The following is a 17,744-nucleotide window of genomic DNA, read 5'->3' as shown; positions in this document are numbered from 1 at the left end:
CGCCGACTTGCAGCGACGACCCCTCGGCAACGACTCCCCGCGATGGCGACCCGGGCGCCGACTCCCCGCGGCGACGACTCGGCGACGACCTCGCCGTGGCGGCGCGGCGGACTCCCGGGCTTCCGTAGAGTGGGCGCATGTCCCCGTCCGCGGCCGATCCTGCCGCTCCCGACGTGTCCCGGCCCTCGCTGCGCCGTTCGCTGATCTCCTTCGCCCTGTGGGACGGCGGCATGTCCGCGTTCAGCTCGGTGATCCTCACCTTCGTCTTCGCCACGTACGTGACCAGCGCCGTCGCGGCGGAGGGCGCGGTGGGCGAGCAGGCGATCACCGCCGCGCAGGACCACGGTTCGCAGGTCCTCACGGCCTGGCAGGCCGCCGGGGCGGTCGCCGTGGCGCTGCTGGCCCCGCTGCTGGGCAACCTCGCCGATGCCGGCGGCGCCCGCAACGCCCTGCTGCGCATCACCACGATCCTCACCGTGGTCACCGTGGCCCTGATGCCGCTGGTCGCCCTGGATGCCGACTACCTGACCCTCGGTGCCGTGCTCATCGCCCTGGCGGTGGTGTTCTCCGAGCTCGCCGGCGTGTTCGTGAACTCGGTGCTGCCGGAGGTCTCGACCCCCGCCACGCGCGGGCGCGTCTCGGGCACGGCATGGGCCATCGGCTACTGGGGGTCGATCGTGTGCCTGGGGCTGGTGCTCGTGCTGTTCGTGATGCCGGGCACCGGGCTGCTGGGCATCACCGACGAGGCCGGCTGGAACCTGCGGGCCATCCCGCTGTTCGTCGCCGCCTGGATCCTGGTGGGCACGCTGCCGCTGATGCTGTGGGCGCCGCGGCATCCGGCGCGGGCGGCCGGTCAGCGGTGGACCCCCTGGCAGGGCTACGCCTCCATCATCACGCGGGTGGTTCGGGCGTTCCGCGACGAACCGGTGATGCTGCAGTACCTGGTGGCCTCGGCCGTCTACCGCGACGGGCTGGGGGCGGTGTTCTCCGTCGCCGGGGTGCTCGCCGCGATCGCCTACGGCTTCTCGACGGTCGAGGTGATCATCTTCGGGATCTCCGCGAACCTCGTCGCCGGGTTCGGCGTGTACCTCGGCGGCAAGCTCGACGACCGCTTCGGGCCGCGGCCCGTGATCATCGCCGGCTGCCTGGGCGTGATCTCGCTGGGCGTGGTGGTCCTGGCCTTCGACGCCAAGGCCGCGTTCTGGGCCGCGGGGCTGGCGATCAGCCTGTTCGTGGGACCGGTGCAGTCCGCCTCGCGGAACCTGCTGACCCGGCTGTCGCTGCCCGGTCGGGAGACGGAGAACTTCGGCCTGTACGCGACCACGGGGCGGGCCCTCGGATTCCTGGGCACCGGCGCGTTCTCGCTCTCCGTGGCCGTGCTCGGCCAGACGCGGCTGGGGATCCTCGGGATCATCGTCGTGATGGCGCTGGGGCTGCTGGCCTTCCTCCCGATCCGGCTGGGCGCGGCCGGCCGGCCCGCGCCCCGGGCCGCCTGAGCGGGTCAGGCCAGGTCGGAGGGGGCCACCAGGAAGCCCTCGCGGTCGATCACATAGCCGCCGACGTTCTCGACGAGCACCGCGGCGATGCGCCCGATCCGGGCGTAGGCCTCCGCCCACCGCGCCTGCGTCGCCGCATCGGGAGCGGCGATGGCGTCCTCCTCGGGATCCGCCGTGACGTGCACGATCTCGTAGTCCGAGGACGTCGCGATCCATCGCTGCTCGCGCAGGGCGACCGGTCGCGACCGCTCCCCCACCCGGACCTGGATCTCGTCGTCGCCCAGCGGGACCGTGAGCGCGTAGCGCGGCGCGGTCTTCTCCGGCGAGCCGACGACGGAGATCTCCTTCTCGATGTTCGCGAGCAGCTCGGCCAGGGAGACGTTGTCCACCCGGTGCGGGCTCACCACGATCAGATCGCGCACCTGATGGGGATGCGGTTCCAGACGCACCCCGGAATCGGTGACGACCGCGCCGAACAGCCGCCGGCCCAGGGACCAGCACAGGTCCAGCACCTCGCGCTCCACGCCGAAGGGCATCCCGTCCGGGAACGCGGCGGCGTACCCGTGGGAGTCGGTCATGCCGGCCGGCAGCGGATCCTCGCGGACCCGCGGGACCTCGATGCTCCATCGGCCGCCGCGCCGCGGGTCGGTGTCCTGGACGAGGCGGGCTCCCTCGCCGAGGTCGAGGACGCCGTCGCTCAGCTCGGCTTCCGGGCGCACGTTGCGCACCATCGCGAGGATGTCCTGCGGGTTCGTCGAGCGCGGCAGCTGCAGACGGTGGGCCGTCATGCGGAGCTCGGCCTCGCGCTGCGGGGTCTCGGTGCTCTCCGGAAGAGAGGTCATGTCAGAGCTCCTCGTCCAGGGGGATCCGGGTGCGGTGGAAGTTCTGCCAGGAGCGTGAGGCCGTCGGGCCGCGCTGCCCCAGGTAGCGGTTGAGGTTCCCCTCGGATCCGTACGGCCGCTCGGACGGGCTCGAGAGGCGGAAGAAGCACAGCTGGCCGATCTTCATGCCCGGCCACAGGGCCACGGGCAGGGTCGCCATGTTCGACAGCTCCAGCGTGATGTGGCCGCTGAACCCCGGGTCGATGAAGCCGGCGGTCGAGTGCGTCAGCAGCCCCAGGCGGCCCAGCGAGCTCTTGCCCTCGAGCCGGGCCGCGATGTCCTCCGGCAGGGTGACCTGCTCGTATGTGGAGGCGAGGACGAACTCCCCCGGGTGCAGCATGTACGGCTCGTCGGGATCGACGGCGACCACGCGGGTCAGGGACTCCTGGTGCTCCGCCGGGTCGATCATGGCGTACCGGTGGTTGTCGAAGAGCCGGAAGTAGCGGTCGATGCGCACGTCCACCGAGGCGGGCTGGATCATCGCCTCGTCATAGGGATCGAGGCGCACGCGGTCCCCGTCGATCTCGGCCCGGATGTCACGATCGCTCAACAGCACCCGCCCAGCCTAGCCTCACCGCGCTGGGCGAGTCATCGGTCTCACGCGGCGGCCGCCCGATTTCCACTCCGGCCTCGGCTCGCGCTACAGTGGGCGAGTTCGCGGGTGTAGTTCAATGGTAGAACTTCAGCTTCCCAAGCTGACAGCGCGGGTTCGATTCCCGTCACCCGCTCCAGCTGCGAGCAGCACCGAAGGCCCCGACCGGCAGACGCCGGATCCGGGGCCTTCGTCGTCACGGGGCGCATCCCGTCGACGCCCCGAGGAAGGACGGCCGATGACCGCGCAGTACCCCCGTCACACCACCATGGCCGACCACTGGTGGTGGCGGCCCGGCTGGCAGGTCGGCACCCGCTTCTACGCGTGGCACCTCACCCAGGAGGACCAGCCGGCGCTGGTCTCCCTGGCCGGGACGCTCCGGGGCGCCGTGCGCGCCTTCTCCACCCTCGACCCGATCCCGGATCCGTGGCTGCACATGACCCTGCACGGGGTCGGGCACGTGCAGGACGTGGAACCGGCCGACCGGGATCAGGTGGTCGACAAGGTCACGCGGCGCCTTCGCCGACTCGCCCCGATCTCCGCGGCGTTCGGCCCCTCCTACGTCGGACGGGAGGGGGTGATGCTCCTGCCCGAGGATCCGGCCCCCTTCGCCGCCCTCGTCCAGGAGCTGCGCGCCGGGACGGCAGAGGCCCTCGGCGTCCCGGAGGACGAGGCGCCTCCCTTCCGGCCGCACGTCTCGATCGCCTACAGCAACGCTCCGGCGGACGCGGCCCCGATCCGCGCCGCGTGCGAGGCGGCGGAGCCCGATGAGCCGGCCCCCGCGACCTATCGCAGCGTCTCGCTGATCCGGATGCACCGTGATCGCCGCATGTACGAATGGGAGACGGTCGCCGAGGTCCCGCTCGGAGCAGTCTGAGCGGACAAGTCCGAACGGACAGGTCCCGAGCAGATAGGTCCCAGCGGACAGGCCCCAGCAGACAGGTCCCAGCAGACAGGTCGGAGCGGACAGGTTCGCGCGGAAGGGCCGGGCGGGCGACCTCGGGCGCCGGGATCGGCAGGCCCGACGAGGTCATGCGCCGCCCTCGAGGACGTCCGCGCGGGCCGCGGGGATGCGATATCCGCGCGGACCGTCGGGATCGTCCAGCAAGACGATGACGTCCTCCTCCCCCTCCTGCATCAGATGCACCGCGGGGAAGCGGCCGGCCTGGCGCGGCAGCAGGGTGGCGCCCCAGGTGGCGCCCGCATCCCGGCTCGCCCAGATGCAGGCCCCGATGCCGTGCTGCTGCCCGTCCTCGGCCTCGCTCGCGGCCACGTCGATCCAGCCGCCGGCCAGGAGGACGCCGTCCCCGAGGTCGAGGACGGGCCCGCGCGACGCGCGATCGGTCGCCCGGTAGGACTCCGCCGCCGAACCGTCGGCGGCCACGGCCCAGACCACCGCCCCGTCGTCCCCGGCCTTCCAGGCGACGGCCTCCCCGCCGACCCGGGTCAGATGGTCCAGCATCCCGGTCGGGGCATCGGGGAGGATCGACGCCGCCCAGCCGTCCCCGTCGTGGATCGCGACGATGGGACGGTTCACCTCGTCCTCGTCGACCACGGCGCCGATCCCCACGACGGCGTCGCCGAGGGCGGCCACGCAGCTGATCCCCCCGCCCCGTGAGGCCCGCTCCTCCTCGGCGACGCGCACCGGCCCCTCGAGGGCGGGTGCCCAGCCGATCCCGTCCTCGGAGGCGAAGATCCGCGGCGCCCAGGAGATCGACCCGCCCTCGCGCTCCTCGCCGGTGACGACGGCGAGATGGAGCCTGCCGTCGAGCGTCGTGAGCGGGCCCACCCAGCCGACCGCATCGGCGTCCAGCCCCGTCACCGCCCGCCACTGCCCGTCCGCATGGACCCGCGCCTGCACCGATGCGTCCTCGGGGGCGCTGTGACCGGTCACCATGCAGAGCTCCGGCGCGAGGGCGTGCAGCATCGGCCGCTCCCAGGCCTCGACCTCCGCAGGCAGATCGGGCACCGCCTCGATCCGCTCCCCCGCGATGCGCAGGGCGAGGCAGCGGTACCGGCCCTCCTCGTACCATCCGTCGCCGCTGTCCACGAGGCCGTCCTCCTTCCAGGCCACGACGCCGGCGGCCGCCGCATCGGCACGGCCGCGCGTCCCCGTCGTCTCCCGTCGCGGGGCGACGGGCGATCCGCCGCGCAGGGGCCTGCCGTCCGTCCCCCGCGCCTGGACGCTGCCGGCGGCGAGCAGGATGCGCCCGTCGCCGTCGGCGATCGACGTCTGCACGACGCCCCGGGCCCGGAGCATCCCCCCGTCCAGGTGCCAGGAGCCGTCCGCGTCCCGCGTCGCGACCCAGGCCTCGTCGAGGACGTTCATCGTCTGATGGAGCCGGCCCCCGTCGGCATCGACGGCAGGGAGGTCCGCGCCGATGCGTCGGAAGTCGATGGGACGGCCGCGCTCCAGCTCGCCGATGTCGTCGTGCGTCCACCCGTCCCGCTGCCACAGGGGCAGGGGCACCTCCTCCTGTCGGAAGTCCGTGCCGTCCTGCGAGGACCATGCCGTGGGGCGGGAGAATCCCTCCGTGCTCCACGACGGGGTCACCCGGTGCACGCCCGTGACGACGAACCCTCCGGTCAGCGCACGGACGTGCCGTGCCCCGGTGCGCTCCCCGGTGACGGGCAGCGGCACCGGGTCGCCCCAGGACCGCCCGGCGTCGTGCGAGGTGACCGTTGCCGGGGACGAGGATCCCTGGGTCGTCATGTCCAGCACGGCGACGATCGTCTCCGCGCTCCGCGCGACGGACCGGATGCTCGCCGTCGCGCCGTCCGGGACGGGGACCGGTGCGAGCGCCGCCACGGTGCCGTCGTCATCGATCCGCCACCCGTGGGCCTGGGTGCCGCGAGGGTCGCCCATCACGAGGCCGCCGCCGGCGACGAGGGCCCATCGGCCGATCGGGGCCGAGAGCTCGACCGTGCTCCACTCCACCAGGTCGCGGGAGAGGTGCATCGTATGGACCATCTCCCCGTCCCGGACCGTGCCGACGAGCACGCGGACGAGCGCTCCCTCGCCGTCCACGGCCACGGTGGAGGCGGCCGGGTCGATCGGGACGTCCCGGCCCTCGGGGTCCTGGTCGGTGAGGACGCGCAGCGTGGCCTCGTACGATCGCGCCCGCCGCTGCAGCAGGCCCAGCGGGCGGTCGGCGGTGCGGGAGAGGGGCCACTCGCGCACCCGGACGGGATGCTCGGGCATCAGCTCCGCGGCGGTGGTCAGCGGAGCGAGCGTGAGCCGGGCCGGCGGCGGGGCCGGCGCGGCGGACGGGGGCGGCTCCTCCTCCGCTCCCTCCTCGCACGCCGTCAGCGCGAGAGGCCCCAGGAGCATCCCTGCGGCGAGGAGGGAGCGGCGGGGCAGGAGCGGAGGCGGCGTCGGGACCGTCGAGGCAGGCATGACGTCATCGAAGCATCTCGGGTGACGACCACCCCCGACTCATCCACATCCTGCAGGTCACAGCGGCTTTCGGGCGGGATTCAGGGGCGCGGGGACGGCACGATCCCGCGAGTGCCGCTGGACGGATGCTGACACGGTGCAACAATGTGCGACATGCCCAAGATCATCGGCGGCTCCCTGGAGGAGCATCGCGAGCGCACGCGCGAGAAGATCTTCAGCGCTCTCGAGGAGCTGCTGGAGCGCGACGCGTTCGAGCGCATCACGTTCTCCCGCATCGCCACGGCGGCGCAGGTCGGTCGCACCGCCATGTACAACCACTTCCCCGACAAGGAAGCGCTGCTGGTGGAGTACGCCATGCACCAGACGGCCGGTTTCGTGGACGCCCTGCGCGACGATCTCTCCCGGATCGACTCGCCGCCGGAGGCGATCCGCGTCTACGTGCGCCGGCAGCTGGAGCTGCACATCACCTTCCACATGCCCCGCCAGGGCAAGGGCGCGACGCTGGATCCGGACACCGCCAAGCGGCTGCGGGAGCACGTGGTGGTGATCGAGAACGTGCTGCGCACCATCCTGCGCGACGGCATGGACCGCGGTGACTTCCGCGGCGATCTCGACATCGACGCGACCGTGCGGATCCTCAACTCCCTGCTGGTGAGCCAGGCCGGCGCCCGACGCCTCGACGACAGCGCGCTCGAGGACTTCATCCTCTCGGGCCTCGGCGCCGTCCCCGGGGCCGCGGGCCTCGCGGAGCCCCAGGACCGCAGCGCCTGATCGGCGCCCGGCCCGATCCCCCGGTCGCGCCCCGCCGCACCCTGCACTGACGAGGACCCGCCTGCACGATGCCGTGCGGACGGGTCCTCGGTCCGGTCGGGGCGCCGCCCGATCAGCGGCGCCGGCGGAGGCGCGCGCGCTTCGGCTTCGCCGGCGGCGGCCCGTCCTCGACGTCCTCGGCGTCCTCCGGATCCTCCGTGGCGTCCTCGTCGTCGGCGTCCTCGGCGTCCTCATCCGGCTCGGCCAGCGCGACGGCGGCGCGCCGGGGCGTGCGGGCCTTCGCGGTCTCGTCCTCGTCCTCGTCGTCCCAGCTCATCTCGAGCAGGCCGCCCTCGGGATCCTCGTCCACCTGGGTGGCGAACAGGGGGCGGGCCAAGGTGGCCTCGCCGTCCTCGAGATCGGGCTCGGGCGCGGTGCGGGCGAACAGCCAGCAGCACAGGCCCACCAGGGCCGCGACCAGGGCGATCCCGACCCGCAGGTACACCGAGACGCCCTCGGCGACGGTCCCCACCATCATGGTGATGACGATGTAGGAGGTCAGGCTCGCGGCGAGCAGCGCCGGGACGAGCAGCTCGCCGAGCGCGGCGCGCAGGCTCACGCCGAGCACCGCGCCGTTGAGCGCCCCTCCGTGCGCCCAGGAGCCGCGGCCGCCGTAGCGGCCCGCCTCGATGAGGTCGACGGCGCCCGCGAGCGGACCGGCGGCCGCGTGGGCCCACAGCGACAGGCCCAGGCCCACCATGATCAGCGCGGCGAGGTAGGCGGGCACCGCGGCCGGACCGAGGGCGAACCCTGCGACGATCGGCATCAGCACGGCGGCCGCGAGGACCACCAGGCCGGCGCGGCGGGCGTCCAGGCCGAGCCCGTCGAAGGAGACGTCGGGACGCTCCTCGAGGTGGGCGGTGCGGGCCTCGAGGACGGCGGCCGCCGAGAGCCGGCGCTGGCCGTCCAGCACGAAGGACGCGATCATCAGCACGGTGACCACGCCCAGCCCGGCGCCGGCGACGACGCTGAGGGAGGTGGGGGTCATCGCGTGCAGCAGGCGGTCCTCCCACAGGGTGGCGGCGCGCGGCGCGGCCTGGACGGCGGCGACGATCGGGGCGATCAGGGCGATCGCCCCGAGCGCGGCGACGATGCCGAGGCCCGTCGCCCCCTCGTCGGAGCGGCCGCGCACCAGGGTGCGCCAGTCCTCCTCGACCCCGGGGCGGTCCACGAGCACGGGAGCGGCGTGGGAGGCGGCCTGCGCCGTCACCGCGAGCAGCCCGCCGAGCGCGGCGAAGGCGGACAGGGCCAGGGCCAGCAGCGGGATCCCTGCGGCGAGCACGCCGAGGGCGGCGATCACGAGGGCGAGGATGCTCAGCACCAGGCCGGCCCACAGGGCGGCGCCGCCCAGGGCGGCGAGGATGCCGATGCTCGCGCCCGTCCGGGCGGTGCGGGCGGCACGGCGGGCGGCGGGACCGCCCGGCGCGGCGTGCGCGGCGATCAGCAGCTGGCCGCACATGGCGGCCGCCGCGCCCAGCGCGATGGACACCGCCACCAGCGTGTTGGGGTGGGTGGTGTAGGCGGCGAGGACGTCGAGGAAGGCGCTCGCGCCGCGGGACTCGTCGGTCTGGGACACGTAGGTGCCCAGATCCGCGCCGGCGGTCACGAGCTGATCGGCGATGTCGGCGCGCGGCTGCGGGGTGCTGGTCACCGCAGGATCGGTGAAGCTGCCCATGCCCACGCCGTCGAAGCGGAGGTTCCGGTACTGCCCCGGCAGCCACAGCGCCGCCGCGGCGACGGTGCCGGCCGCCGCGATCAGGGCGGGGATCAGCCCGGCCATCCGGTAGGCGGCGACCTCCCGGCCGGGCGCCCCGACCTGCGGGATCACCATGGCCAGCAGCGGGGCCGCCATCGCGACGCCCAGGCCCAGCATCGCCACGACGATGCCCTCGGTCGCGATCACCGGGACGCCCACGGTCAGGCCCGCGCCGACCGCGATCGCGGTGACCGCGCTGATCTGGGCGCTGCGGCCGGCGCCGTGGCGCAGCATCTCCGCGTCGGAGAGGACGGTCGCGGAGCGGTTGGCCTCGTCCTCGCGGGCCAGCTCGAGCTCATGGCCGCCGGCGAGCAGCGTCGCGGCCGAGGCCGCGGGCTCCGCGAGGGCCGCCACCACGCGCAGGCCGAGGGCCGTGAGCGCGGCGCCGAGGGCCAGGGCCAGGAGCATCTCCCCCGCACCCTGGCGCAGCAGCCACACCGTCACGGCGGCGGGCAGCGCCACCACGGCCACCGCGGAGGAGGCGAGCAGGCCGCCGGTGCGCACCGAGGCGGCGGGCGCATCGGCCGGATCGATCGTGCTGCGCGCCGCGAGCAGCAGGCGCTGTCCGAGCCACGCGGAGACGCCGCCCAGCGCCAGGCCCAGCAGGATCATGGCGGCGCGCAGCAGACGGCCCGGCATGGCGTCGACGACCAGCAGCGACAGCGCCAGCGCGGGCACGCCCGCCCACAGCGCGAGGCTCACCCCGGAGGTCAGAAGGGAGCCGAGCCAGGGCGAGGGCGCGACGGCGTCCTCGAGGGCCGACCACCTCCGCATCAGCACCACGGAGGCCACGAGGGCCCCCACGGCGATCGCCACGACGGCGAGCAGGAGGATGGCGACGTCGTCGCCGAGGGCGAACGCGGTGATGAGTTCCACTGCGGCTCCTTCAGCCCAGGAGGGCCAGGTCCAGGGTGGTCGGTGCGCCGTCGACGACGCGGAGGGGGACTCCCCAGTCCTGCTGATGCATGTGGCAGGCGGGGAACTCGACGGCCGGATCGGCGTCGCAGGAGGCGGCGCGCGCGCTCACGTGCAGCACCCCCTCGGTGTAGGCGGGGTCCAGCTCGATGCGGCGCTCCAGGTCGGTGCCGGTGCCCGCGCCGTCGGTGATCATCGCGCTGGGGGTGGTGCTGACGCTGAGCTGCGTCGAGGGACCGAGGGAGTTGTCGAGCTTGTGGCCCTCGGGCGGGGTGAACAGCACCCGGACGGTGAGCGGGCCGGGGCCGACCTCCGTCGCGGGACGCTCGGAGCGCTGCGCCCCGGAGTCGATCACCCGTTCGGCGGCCTTCGCGACGGGGACCCAGGTCACGCGGTGCGCCCCCGACTCCACCACCAGCAGCTGGCCGATGCCGTCGACCGGCGGGCCGACGATCAGGCCCGAGGGCTCGGACAGGTCCGTCGCTACGGTGACGACGGTGGCCGTGCCGTCGGTCGCGCCCTCGCGGTCGATGAGGCGGATCGCGCCGTTGTACGTGTCCGCCACGGCGATGCGGCCGTCCGGCAGCACGGTCGCGGCCAGCGGATGCTGGAGGCGGGCCGAGGCGGCCGGACCGTCGACGTGGCCGAAGTCGAACAGGCCCTCGCCGACGATGGTGGACACCGTCATGCTGAACGGGTCGATCGCCCGGATCGCGGAGCTCTCCGAGTCCGCGACGAGGATCACGCCGTCGGCGGCCTCGGTCACGCCGGAGGGCTGCGCCCACCAGGAGGTGACGACGGGGCCGTCGACCAGGCCCTCGTTCGTGGTGCCGGCGAGGACGGCGAGCGCCCCGGTGACGGGATCGAAGGTCCAAATCTGGTGGATGCCGGCCATGGCGATCACCGCGCGGTGCAGCGCATGGGACCAGGTGATGTCCCACGGCGTGGACAGGGCGTAGCCGCGGGCCTCCCCCTCGCCGCGCGGCAGGTCCCAGCCCTGCATCCACTGCTCCCCGGTGCCGGCGACGGTGGTGACCACGCTCGCGGTGCGGCCGCGCAGCAGACGGTCCGCGCCCAGCTGCACGCCGCGCAGGGCGTGGTTGGCGCTGTCGGCGACCAGGAGGTCGTAGCCGACCTGCTCGGCGATCTCCGGCGGCAGCGCGAGGACCCCGTTGGGCTCGGCGAACCGGGCGTGCTCGTTCTCGCCGTCGACCAGGCCGCGCAGGCCGGAGCCGATGATCTCGTCGACGGTGGCGCCGTCGGGCCCGAAGACGACCAGGCGGTGCTGGCCGGCGTCGCTGACCACGAGGCGGCCGTCGGGCAGGGCGGCGAGCTTGGAGGGGTAGCGCAGGGTCTGCGGGGTCCGCTCGGCCAGCACCGTCGGCGCGGGGCCGCGGCGCAGGGAGCCGTCGGCCTCGCCCTCGGCGACGAGGCGCCCGATCAGCTGGTCGAGGTTCTGGGCGTGCCCCTCGCCGGAGAGGTTCCCGGCGATCCGCCCGTGCGTGTCCAGGACCATGAGGGTAGGCCAGGCCTTCGCCCCGTACTCCGACCAGGTCAGCAGCTCCGGGTCGTCGATCACGGGATGCTCGACCTCGTAGCGCTCGATGTTCGCCACCAGCGCGTCGCGGTCCTTCTCGAACTCGAACTTCGGCGAGTGCACGCCGATCACGACGAGCTCCTCGGACCACTTCTGCTCCAGGGGGCGCAGCTCGTCCAGCACGTGCAGGCAGTTGACGCAGCAGAAGGTCCAGAAGTCCAGCAGCACGATCTTGCCGCGCAGGTCCTCCAGGCCGAGCTCCGCGCCGCCGGTGTTCAGCCAGCCGCGGCCGCGCAGGGCGCTCCCGCGCACGCGCGCATCCAGAGTGCCGTCGCTGGGGTCCGAGTTCGAGGTCATGCGCACCAGTGAACACCGCCGGGATGCCGACGCGCCAACTCGTCGCGACATGTGCGACGTCCGGCGGGGCCCGACGGGAGTCCGGTCGGCGACGGCATCAGGCCTCGCGCGCGGGCCGCGCGGGCCAGCTCGCGATCCAGTCCAGCAGCTGCGGATCCTCGAGGTCCTCGAGGTGCAGCGCGGCCCCGGGCAGGGCGACGCCCGCCGGCGGCACGCCGATCAGGCGCAGCCCTCCGGCCACGGCCGCCCGGCCGCCCGTCGCCGAGTCCTCGAAGGCGAGGGTCCGTCCCGGGTCGGCGCCGAGGGCCCGGGCGGCGGCCACGTACATGTCGGGGGCGGGCTTGGGGCGGGCCACCGTGTCGGCCGCCTCGACGGCGCGGAACAGCGGGCGCAGGCCGCTGCGCTCGAGCTTGTCCTCGAGCGCCTCGAGCCACGAGTTCGAGGCGCAGGCGATCGGCACCCGCGCCGCGGTCGCCTCGAGCACCGCCCGCGCCCCCGGCATCACCCGGATCTCCCCGCCGAGATGCTCGAGGAACAGGTCCCGGGTCTCGACGAGGACCGCCGCCTCCTCCCTCCCGGCGGCGCGGGCGATGGCCGCCGCGGCCTCCTCGAGGGTCGAGCCGACCAGCGCGTCGAGGTCGGTGTCCTCCTCGGCGACGCCGTAGCGCGCGAGCATCACGGACTGCGTGCGCTCCCACACCGACTCGGTGTCCAGCAGCAGGCCGTCGCAGTCGAAGACCACGGCCTCCGGGGTCCAGTCCCCGAACGCGTCGCGGAACCGGTCCGTCATCGCACGCTCTCCCAGCCGGCGATCCACGTCTGCAGCTGCGGATCCTCCAGGCTGTCCAGGCGCAGGTGGGCCTGGGGATCCTGCCCGGGCAGCGACGGCACGGCGATGAGGTTCAGCCCTGCGGCCATGGCGGCCTGCGCCCCGGCCTCGGAGTCCTCCACCGCCAGGCAGTCCCGGGGGGCGGCGCCCAGCAGCTGCGCGGCGCGGAGGTACATGTCCGGGGCCGGCTTGGGCAGGGCGACGTCCTCGATCGCCAGGTGCGCGTCGACCACGGCGTCCAGCCCGGTCGCCGCGAGCTTGTGGTCCAGCATGTCCCGCGGCGAGTTCGAGGCGATCGCGACCGGCACCTTCGCGGCGATGGCGCGCACCGTCTCCAGCGCCCCGGGCAGCGTCGCGAAGCCGTCCTTGCCGCGCATGCCCTCCCGGTGCGCGTCCACGAGCTCGCGCCCGACCACGTGCGGGTCCTTCCCCACGGCCGCGGCGATCGCGAGCACCACGACCTCCGCGGCCCGCCCGGTGATGTCGCGCCGCTCCTGCTCGGTGATCCGCGCGCCGTGCCCGGCCAGGTACCGGTCCTGCACCGCGACCCACTCCGCCTCGGTGTTCACGAGCGTCCCGTCCAGGTCGAAGACCACGGCCTGCGGGGTCCAGGCGGTCGGCCACGCGGACAGGGGCACGGATTCGAGGAGATCGCTCATGCCCCCAGGGTATCCGCGCCGCCCGGAGCCCGGAGGCCGGTGATCAGGCGATGGCGGCGAAGCCCCGGCGGAGGTCCTCGAGGATGTCGTCGATGTGCTCGATGCCCACGCTCAGGCGCACGAAGCCGGGCTCGACGCCGGCGGCGCGCTGCTCCTCCTCGCCGAGCTGGGCGTGGGTGGTGGTCGCCGGGTGGATGACCAGGCTGCGCACGTCCCCGATGTTGGCGACGTGGGAGTGCAGCTCGAGCGCGTCGACGAAGCGGCGGCCGGCCTCCGCCCCGCCTTCGAGGACGAAGCCGAGCACCGACCCGGCGCCGCGCGGGAGGTAGCGGTCCGCGACCTCCTTGTACGGCGAGTCGGGATCGGAGGCCCAGCGCACGGAGGTCAGGGCCGGCTGCTCGCGCAGGAAGGCGGCGACGGCGTGGGTGTTCTCCAGGTGCCGGTCGATCCGCAGCGGGAGGGTCTCCAGGCCCTGGCCGATGAGGAAGGCGTTGAACGGGGAGATCGCCGGGCCGATGTCGCGCAGCAGCTGGACCCGGGCGCGGATCGCGAAGGGGGCGGGCAGATCCGCGTAGACCACGCCGCCGTAGGACTCGTCGGGCTCGACGAAGTTCGCGAAGCGGTCCCCGTGGGCGGAGAAGTCGAAGCTGGCCCCGTCGACGATCACGCCCGCGATCGAGGTGCCGTGCCCGCCCAGGAACTTCGTCGCCGAGTGGACGACGACGTCCGCGCCGTGCTCGAGGGGGCGCAGCAGGTACGGGGTGGCGATCGTGTTGTCGACGATCAGCGGCACGCCGACCTCGTGGGCGACGTCCGCGACCGCCCGGATGTCCAGGACGTCCTGGCGGGGGTTGGGGATCGTCTCGGCGAAGAAGGCGACGGTGCTCTCGGTCGCGGCCGCGCGCCAGGACTCGGGATCGGTCGGGTCCTGCACCCACAGCGGCTCGATCCCGAGCCGGGACAGGGTGTGCTTGAACAGGTTGAAGGTGCCGCCGTAGAGGCTGGGCGAGACCACGACGCTGTCCCCGCTGCGGGCCACGTTGAGGATCGACAGGGTGATGGCGCTCTGCCCGGAGGCCAGCAGCAGCCCGGCCGCGCCGCCCTCGAGCGCGGCGATCCGGTCCTCGATGGCTCCCTGCGTCGGGTTGGTGATGCGGGTGTAGATGTTCCCGGCCTCGGCGAGGGCGAAGCGGTCGGCGGCGGATTCCGCGCTGGGGAAGACGAAGCTCGTGGTCTGCTGGATGGGCAGCGCGCGAGCGCCCGTCCCGGGGTCGGGCTCCTGGCCGGCGTGGATCGTCAGCGTCTCGAACTTCTGCGTGCTCTGCGACATCGGGGCTCCTGAGGTGAGGACGGCATGTGCTCGTCCGTGCAGTCTTGCGGGGTTCGTGACGGCCGTCCACGACTGTGAACGGCTGTGACCGCGGGCCCCCCCGGGGGCGGCGCCGGGCGTCGTCGCGCCCGGCCCGCGCTCAGCCCAGCTCGAGGACGCGTCCTTCCCAGCGCCGGCGCAGCCAGCGGTCGTGGGAGGCGATGACCACCGTCCCGTCCCAGCGGCCGATGGCGTCCTCGAGCTGGGTGGCGATCTCCAGGGCCAGATGGTTGGTGGGCTCGTCGAGGATCAGCAGCTCGGGCGGGTCGGCGAGCAGGGCGGCGAGCTCGACGCGACGCTGCTGCCCGCGGGACAGCTCGGCGACCGGGCGCACCAGGTCCCGCGGGTGGACCAGGCCGAACAGCTCGGGCTCGTGATCGGCCTCCGGCACCCCGGCGGCCCGGGCGAGCACCTGGCGGACGGTCCCCTCGGGCACCGGGGTGTCCTGCTCGAGCAGCGCGACCCGGGCGCCGCGCGGCCGGGACACGCTGCCGCCGGTGGGCTCCAGCCGCCCGGCCAGGGTGTGCAGGAAGGTCGACTTCCCTCCCCCGTTCGGACCGGTGACCAGGAGCTTCTCCCCAGAGGAGAGCGCCACCGAGGTGGGAGCCAGGCGCCCTCGCACCGCGACCTCGGACGCCGCCAGCAGCACGCCGCCGCGACGGCCCTCGGCCGCGGGCAGGTGGGACAGCGCCAGCGGCGCCGGAGGCCTGCGGATCTGGGTGCGCTCGAGCTCCTCGAGGCGGCGCTGCGCATCGCGCACCCGCCGGGAGACGACGGCGGCGTTGCGGTCCGCGTAGAACTTCTTGGAGGCGCGGGCCTCGGTCCGGGGCCCGCGGCCCTCGTGTCCGACGCTGTGGGACTCCCGCACCTGCACCCGCAGACGGTCCAGCTCCTCCTGCTCGTCCCGGTGCTGGCGGGCCCAGCGGTCGCGGGCGTCGTAGCGGGCCAGCAGGTAGTCGCTGAAGCCGCCCTCGTACGCGGTGACGCCGCCGGGCTCGGCGTCCAGGGGGCTGGGCGCCGGGTCGAGGTCCAGCTGGACCCGGGTCGCGTCGTCGAGGAAGGCGCGGTCGTGGCTGGCGACGAGGACGGGGCCGGGATGCTCGGCGAGCATGCCGGTGAGGAAGGCGGCGCCGTCGTCGTCGAGGTGGTTGGTCGGCTCGTCCAGCAGCAGGGTGGTGGGCCGGGCGATGAGCAGGCGGGCCAGGGCCAGGCGTCCGCGCTGGCCGCCGGAGACCTCGTCCAGGCGGCGGGAGCGGTCCACGTCCTGCAGGGCCAGGCCCGTCATCACCTGCTCGGCGCGGGCGGGCGCTCCCCAGACGTCGGCCAGGACGGCCCGGGCCAGGACGTCGTCGTAGACGGCCGCCGCGGCGGCGTCCCCGTCGACGAGGGCGTCGCCGGCGGCCTGCAGCTCCCGCTCGAGCCGTCGGGCGCTCTCGAGGGCATCGGCGATGACCTGCGCGACGGTGGTCTCCGGCGGGAAGGGGATCTCCTGGTCCAGCAGGCCGATGGGCCCGGGAACCGCGACGGACCCGGCATCGGGCCGCAGCCGTCCGGCGAGGACCCGCAGCAGCGTCGACTTGCCGCTGCCGTTCTCGCCGAGCAGACCGGTGGGTCTCTGCGCGGGGACCGACAGCGTGATGTCGGTGAGGACGCGGCGGTCGCCGAAGGACACGGACACGCCGTCGGCGCGCAGATGCAGAGGGGTCTGGGGCATGGATCAGCTCCTGGAGGTTCGCGGGATGCGGGCAGCGGGAGGCTGATCAGATCGTCATGGACGCCACTGTAGGGCGCCCCGCGCGGGGACGTCACGCGATTTTCCGGCCTCCCCGCGACGCAGGCCCGCGGACGCGTCGCGTGCTCCGCGCGCCGGGATCCGCGAGACTGGGGCCATGAGCATCGACCAGCCCGCCGCCGCCCCCGCCCGGACCTCCACGCTCGCCGTCGTGGGCGCCGGGAGCGTGGGCGCCTCCGTCGCCTATGCCGCCATGCTCCGCGGCAGCGCCCGCACCATCGCCCTGTACGACGTGGCGACCGCCAAGGTCGAGGCCGAGGTGCTGGACCTCGCCCACGGCTCCTCCCTCGCCGCGCCGTCCACCTCCCCCGCCCGGATCATCGGCGGCGACGACGTGGCCTGCGTGGCCGGGGCGGATGTCGTGGTCATCACCGCGGGCGCCCGCCAGAAGCCCGGGCAGACCCGCCTGGAGCTGGCCGGGACGAACGTCGACATCCTCCGGGACCTGCTGCCCCGCCTGCTCGAGCAGGCACCGGACGCGGTGTACGTGCTGGTCACCAACCCGGCCGATGTCCTCGCCCTGGCGGCGGCTCGCATCGCCGGCCTCCCCGACGGCCGGGTGATGTCCTCGGGGACGGTGCTGGACACCTCCCGGCTGCGCTGGCGCCTGGCGGAGCGGCTGGGGGTCTCCTCCCGCTCGGTGCACGCGACGATCATCGGCGAGCACGGGGACAGCGAGTTCGCGCTGTGGTCCTCCGCGTCGATCGGCGAGGTCCCGCTGCGGCAGTGGACGGACCCGGACGGCGCCCGCGCCCTGTCCGACGCCGAGCTCGGCGATCTCGAGCGGGAGGTCGCCGGGGCCGCGTACACGGTCATCGCCGGCAAGGGCGCCACGAACCTGGCGATCGGCGTGGCGGGGGCGCGGATCGTCGAGGCGATCCTGTCCGACGAGCAGGCGGTGCTGCCGGTGTCCACGCCGCTGTCGGACTACCGCGGCATCTCCGGGGTCGCGATGAGCGTGCCGAGCGTGGTGGGGCGCGGCGGGGTCCTGCGCCGCCTCGAGGTGCCGATGGACGATGCGGAGCAGGCGCGCCTGGAGGCATCGGCCGCGGCGCTGCGCAGCGCCCAGAGGAGCCTGGGCCTGTGACGGCGCCGCCGCCGCACGCCCCGCGGTCCGAGCCGGAGCCGGACGCCCGCGGGGCCGCGGCGCAGGAGCGCCGGCCCGAGCAGGAGCCGCACGAGCAGGAGCAGCGCGAGCAGGAGCTGCGCGAGCAGGAGCAGCGGGCGCAGGACCAGCGGGCGCAGGAGGAGCGCGAGCTCCGGCGCCGGGAGCAGGAGCGGCGGAACCAGGAGCAGCGCGAGGCCCGGCGCCGGGAGCGCGCCCGCCGCGCGGCCCGGCGCGAGGACGCCCGCC

At 74.5% G+C, this 17,744-nt stretch carries 14 protein-coding genes and 1 tRNA gene; 6 read left to right on the top strand and 9 right to left on the bottom strand.

What is annotated here, in order from left to right:
- The first annotated feature begins 137 nt into the window (after positions 1-137).
- Positions 138-1,496 (top strand): MFS transporter, encoded by a 1,359-nt coding sequence (locus ABD234_RS04405; protein WP_051486796.1) that lies wholly within the window; start codon positions 138-140, stop codon positions 1,494-1,496.
- Between the two features lie 5 nt (positions 1,497-1,501).
- On the opposite strand, the gene ABD234_RS04400 is transcribed toward ABD234_RS04405, so the two are convergent.
- Both ABD234_RS04400 and dcd read right to left on the bottom strand, forming a co-directional pair.
- Complete coding sequence (locus ABD234_RS04400; protein WP_232226302.1) at positions 1,502-2,338, bottom strand: hypothetical protein; 837 nt, start codon at positions 2,336-2,338, stop codon at positions 1,502-1,504.
- A gap of 1 nt (position 2,339) precedes the next feature.
- Entirely contained in the window at positions 2,340-2,933 is a 594-nt protein-coding gene (gene dcd, locus ABD234_RS04395; RefSeq protein WP_038372285.1) for a dCTP deaminase, read from the bottom strand.
- 101 nt (positions 2,934-3,034) lie between these two features.
- Here dcd and ABD234_RS04390 point away from each other — a divergent pair.
- Positions 3,035-3,108, top strand: a tRNA-Gly gene (locus ABD234_RS04390).
- Between the two features lie 99 nt (positions 3,109-3,207).
- Positions 3,208-3,846, top strand: a complete 639-nt coding sequence (locus tag ABD234_RS04385) for a 2'-5' RNA ligase family protein (protein WP_038372284.1) — start codon at positions 3,208-3,210, stop codon at positions 3,844-3,846.
- Between the two features lie 153 nt (positions 3,847-3,999).
- Here the strand turns inward: ABD234_RS04385 and ABD234_RS04380 are convergent, their stop codons facing one another.
- Positions 4,000-6,366, bottom strand: a complete 2,367-nt coding sequence (locus tag ABD234_RS04380; protein WP_038372283.1) for a hypothetical protein — start codon at positions 6,364-6,366, stop codon at positions 4,000-4,002.
- Between the two features lie 153 nt (positions 6,367-6,519).
- Here ABD234_RS04380 and ABD234_RS04375 point away from each other — a divergent pair, with 153 nt between their 5' ends.
- Positions 6,520-7,137 carry a TetR/AcrR family transcriptional regulator gene (locus ABD234_RS04375; RefSeq protein ID WP_038372525.1) on the top strand — a complete coding sequence of 206 codons (618 nt, stop codon included), beginning with the start codon at positions 6,520-6,522 and terminating at the stop codon, positions 7,135-7,137.
- Between the two features lie 112 nt (positions 7,138-7,249).
- On the opposite strand, the gene ABD234_RS04370 is transcribed toward ABD234_RS04375, so the two are convergent.
- From ABD234_RS04370 to ABD234_RS04345, 6 genes are all read right to left on the bottom strand, one after another.
- Positions 7,250-9,808, bottom strand: a complete 2,559-nt coding sequence (locus ABD234_RS04370; protein WP_344354286.1) for a pyrophosphatase — start codon at positions 9,806-9,808, stop codon at positions 7,250-7,252.
- A 10-nt stretch (positions 9,809-9,818) separates the two neighbouring features.
- Entirely contained in the window at positions 9,819-11,741 is a 1,923-nt protein-coding gene (locus tag ABD234_RS04365) for a thioredoxin-like domain-containing protein (protein WP_038372521.1), read from the bottom strand.
- 97 nt (positions 11,742-11,838) lie between these two features.
- The gene (locus ABD234_RS04360; RefSeq protein ID WP_038372282.1) at positions 11,839-12,531 is read right to left on the bottom strand and encodes an HAD family hydrolase; all 693 of its coding nucleotides are present in this window, start codon (positions 12,529-12,531) and stop codon (positions 11,839-11,841) included.
- Positions 12,528-13,229 carry an HAD family hydrolase gene (locus ABD234_RS04355; protein WP_038372281.1) on the bottom strand — a complete coding sequence of 234 codons (702 nt, stop codon included), beginning with the start codon at positions 13,227-13,229 and terminating at the stop codon, positions 12,528-12,530. The genes ABD234_RS04360 and ABD234_RS04355 overlap by 4 nt, the downstream gene beginning before the upstream one ends.
- 43 nt (positions 13,230-13,272) lie before the next feature.
- Positions 13,273-14,559: an O-acetylhomoserine aminocarboxypropyltransferase/cysteine synthase family protein gene (locus ABD234_RS04350; RefSeq protein WP_344354283.1), complete on the bottom strand. Its 1,287-nt coding sequence runs from the start codon at positions 14,557-14,559 to the stop codon at positions 13,273-13,275.
- Positions 14,560-14,698: 139 nt separating this feature from the next.
- Positions 14,699-16,312 (bottom strand): ABC-F family ATP-binding cassette domain-containing protein, encoded by a 1,614-nt coding sequence (locus ABD234_RS04345; protein ID WP_344354282.1) that lies wholly within the window; start codon positions 16,310-16,312, stop codon positions 14,699-14,701.
- A gap of 175 nt (positions 16,313-16,487) precedes the next feature.
- Here ABD234_RS04345 and ABD234_RS04340 point away from each other — a divergent pair, with 175 nt between their 5' ends.
- Both ABD234_RS04340 and ABD234_RS04335 read left to right on the top strand, forming a co-directional pair.
- Positions 16,488-17,477, top strand: coding sequence for an L-lactate dehydrogenase (locus ABD234_RS04340; protein WP_344354280.1), 990 nt, complete (start codon positions 16,488-16,490; stop codon positions 17,475-17,477).
- On the top strand, positions 17,474-17,744 hold a 271-nt coding region (locus ABD234_RS04335; RefSeq protein WP_344354278.1), incomplete at its 3' end, for a hypothetical protein. The genes ABD234_RS04340 and ABD234_RS04335, both read left to right, overlap by 4 nt.

It is taken from the genome of Brachybacterium phenoliresistens (genome assembly GCF_039530785.1).
In the GTDB taxonomy this organism is placed as follows: domain Bacteria; phylum Actinomycetota; class Actinomycetes; order Actinomycetales; family Dermabacteraceae; genus Brachybacterium; species Brachybacterium phenoliresistens.
The sequence above is the reverse complement of the archived record's forward strand: the minus strand, read 5'-3'. Positions and strand labels throughout refer to the sequence as shown.

Excerpts from the sequence above, each read along its gene's own strand:
- ABD234_RS04405 (WP_051486796.1), top strand. The coding sequence starts at position 138 with ATGTCCCCGTCCGCGGCCGATCCTGCCGCTCCCGACGTGTCCCGGCCC.
- ABD234_RS04400 (WP_232226302.1), bottom strand. The coding sequence starts at position 2,338 with ATGACCTCTCTTCCGGAGAGCACCGAGACCCCGCAGCGCGAGGCCGAG.
- ABD234_RS04385 (WP_038372284.1), top strand. The coding sequence starts at position 3,208 with ATGACCGCGCAGTACCCCCGTCACACCACCATGGCCGACCACTGGTGG.
- ABD234_RS04380 (WP_038372283.1), bottom strand. The coding sequence starts at position 6,366 with ATGCCTGCCTCGACGGTCCCGACGCCGCCTCCGCTCCTGCCCCGCCGC.
- ABD234_RS04375 (WP_038372525.1), top strand. The coding sequence starts at position 6,520 with ATGCCCAAGATCATCGGCGGCTCCCTGGAGGAGCATCGCGAGCGCACG.
- ABD234_RS04365 (WP_038372521.1), bottom strand. The coding sequence starts at position 11,741 with ATGACCTCGAACTCGGACCCCAGCGACGGCACTCTGGATGCGCGCGTG.
- ABD234_RS04360 (WP_038372282.1), bottom strand. The coding sequence starts at position 12,531 with ATGACGGACCGGTTCCGCGACGCGTTCGGGGACTGGACCCCGGAGGCC.
- ABD234_RS04355 (WP_038372281.1), bottom strand. The coding sequence starts at position 13,229 with ATGAGCGATCTCCTCGAATCCGTGCCCCTGTCCGCGTGGCCGACCGCC.
- ABD234_RS04350 (WP_344354283.1), bottom strand. The coding sequence starts at position 14,559 with ATGTCGCAGAGCACGCAGAAGTTCGAGACGCTGACGATCCACGCCGGC.
- ABD234_RS04345 (WP_344354282.1), bottom strand. The coding sequence starts at position 16,312 with ATGCCCCAGACCCCTCTGCATCTGCGCGCCGACGGCGTGTCCGTGTCC.
- ABD234_RS04340 (WP_344354280.1), top strand. The coding sequence starts at position 16,488 with ATGAGCATCGACCAGCCCGCCGCCGCCCCCGCCCGGACCTCCACGCTC.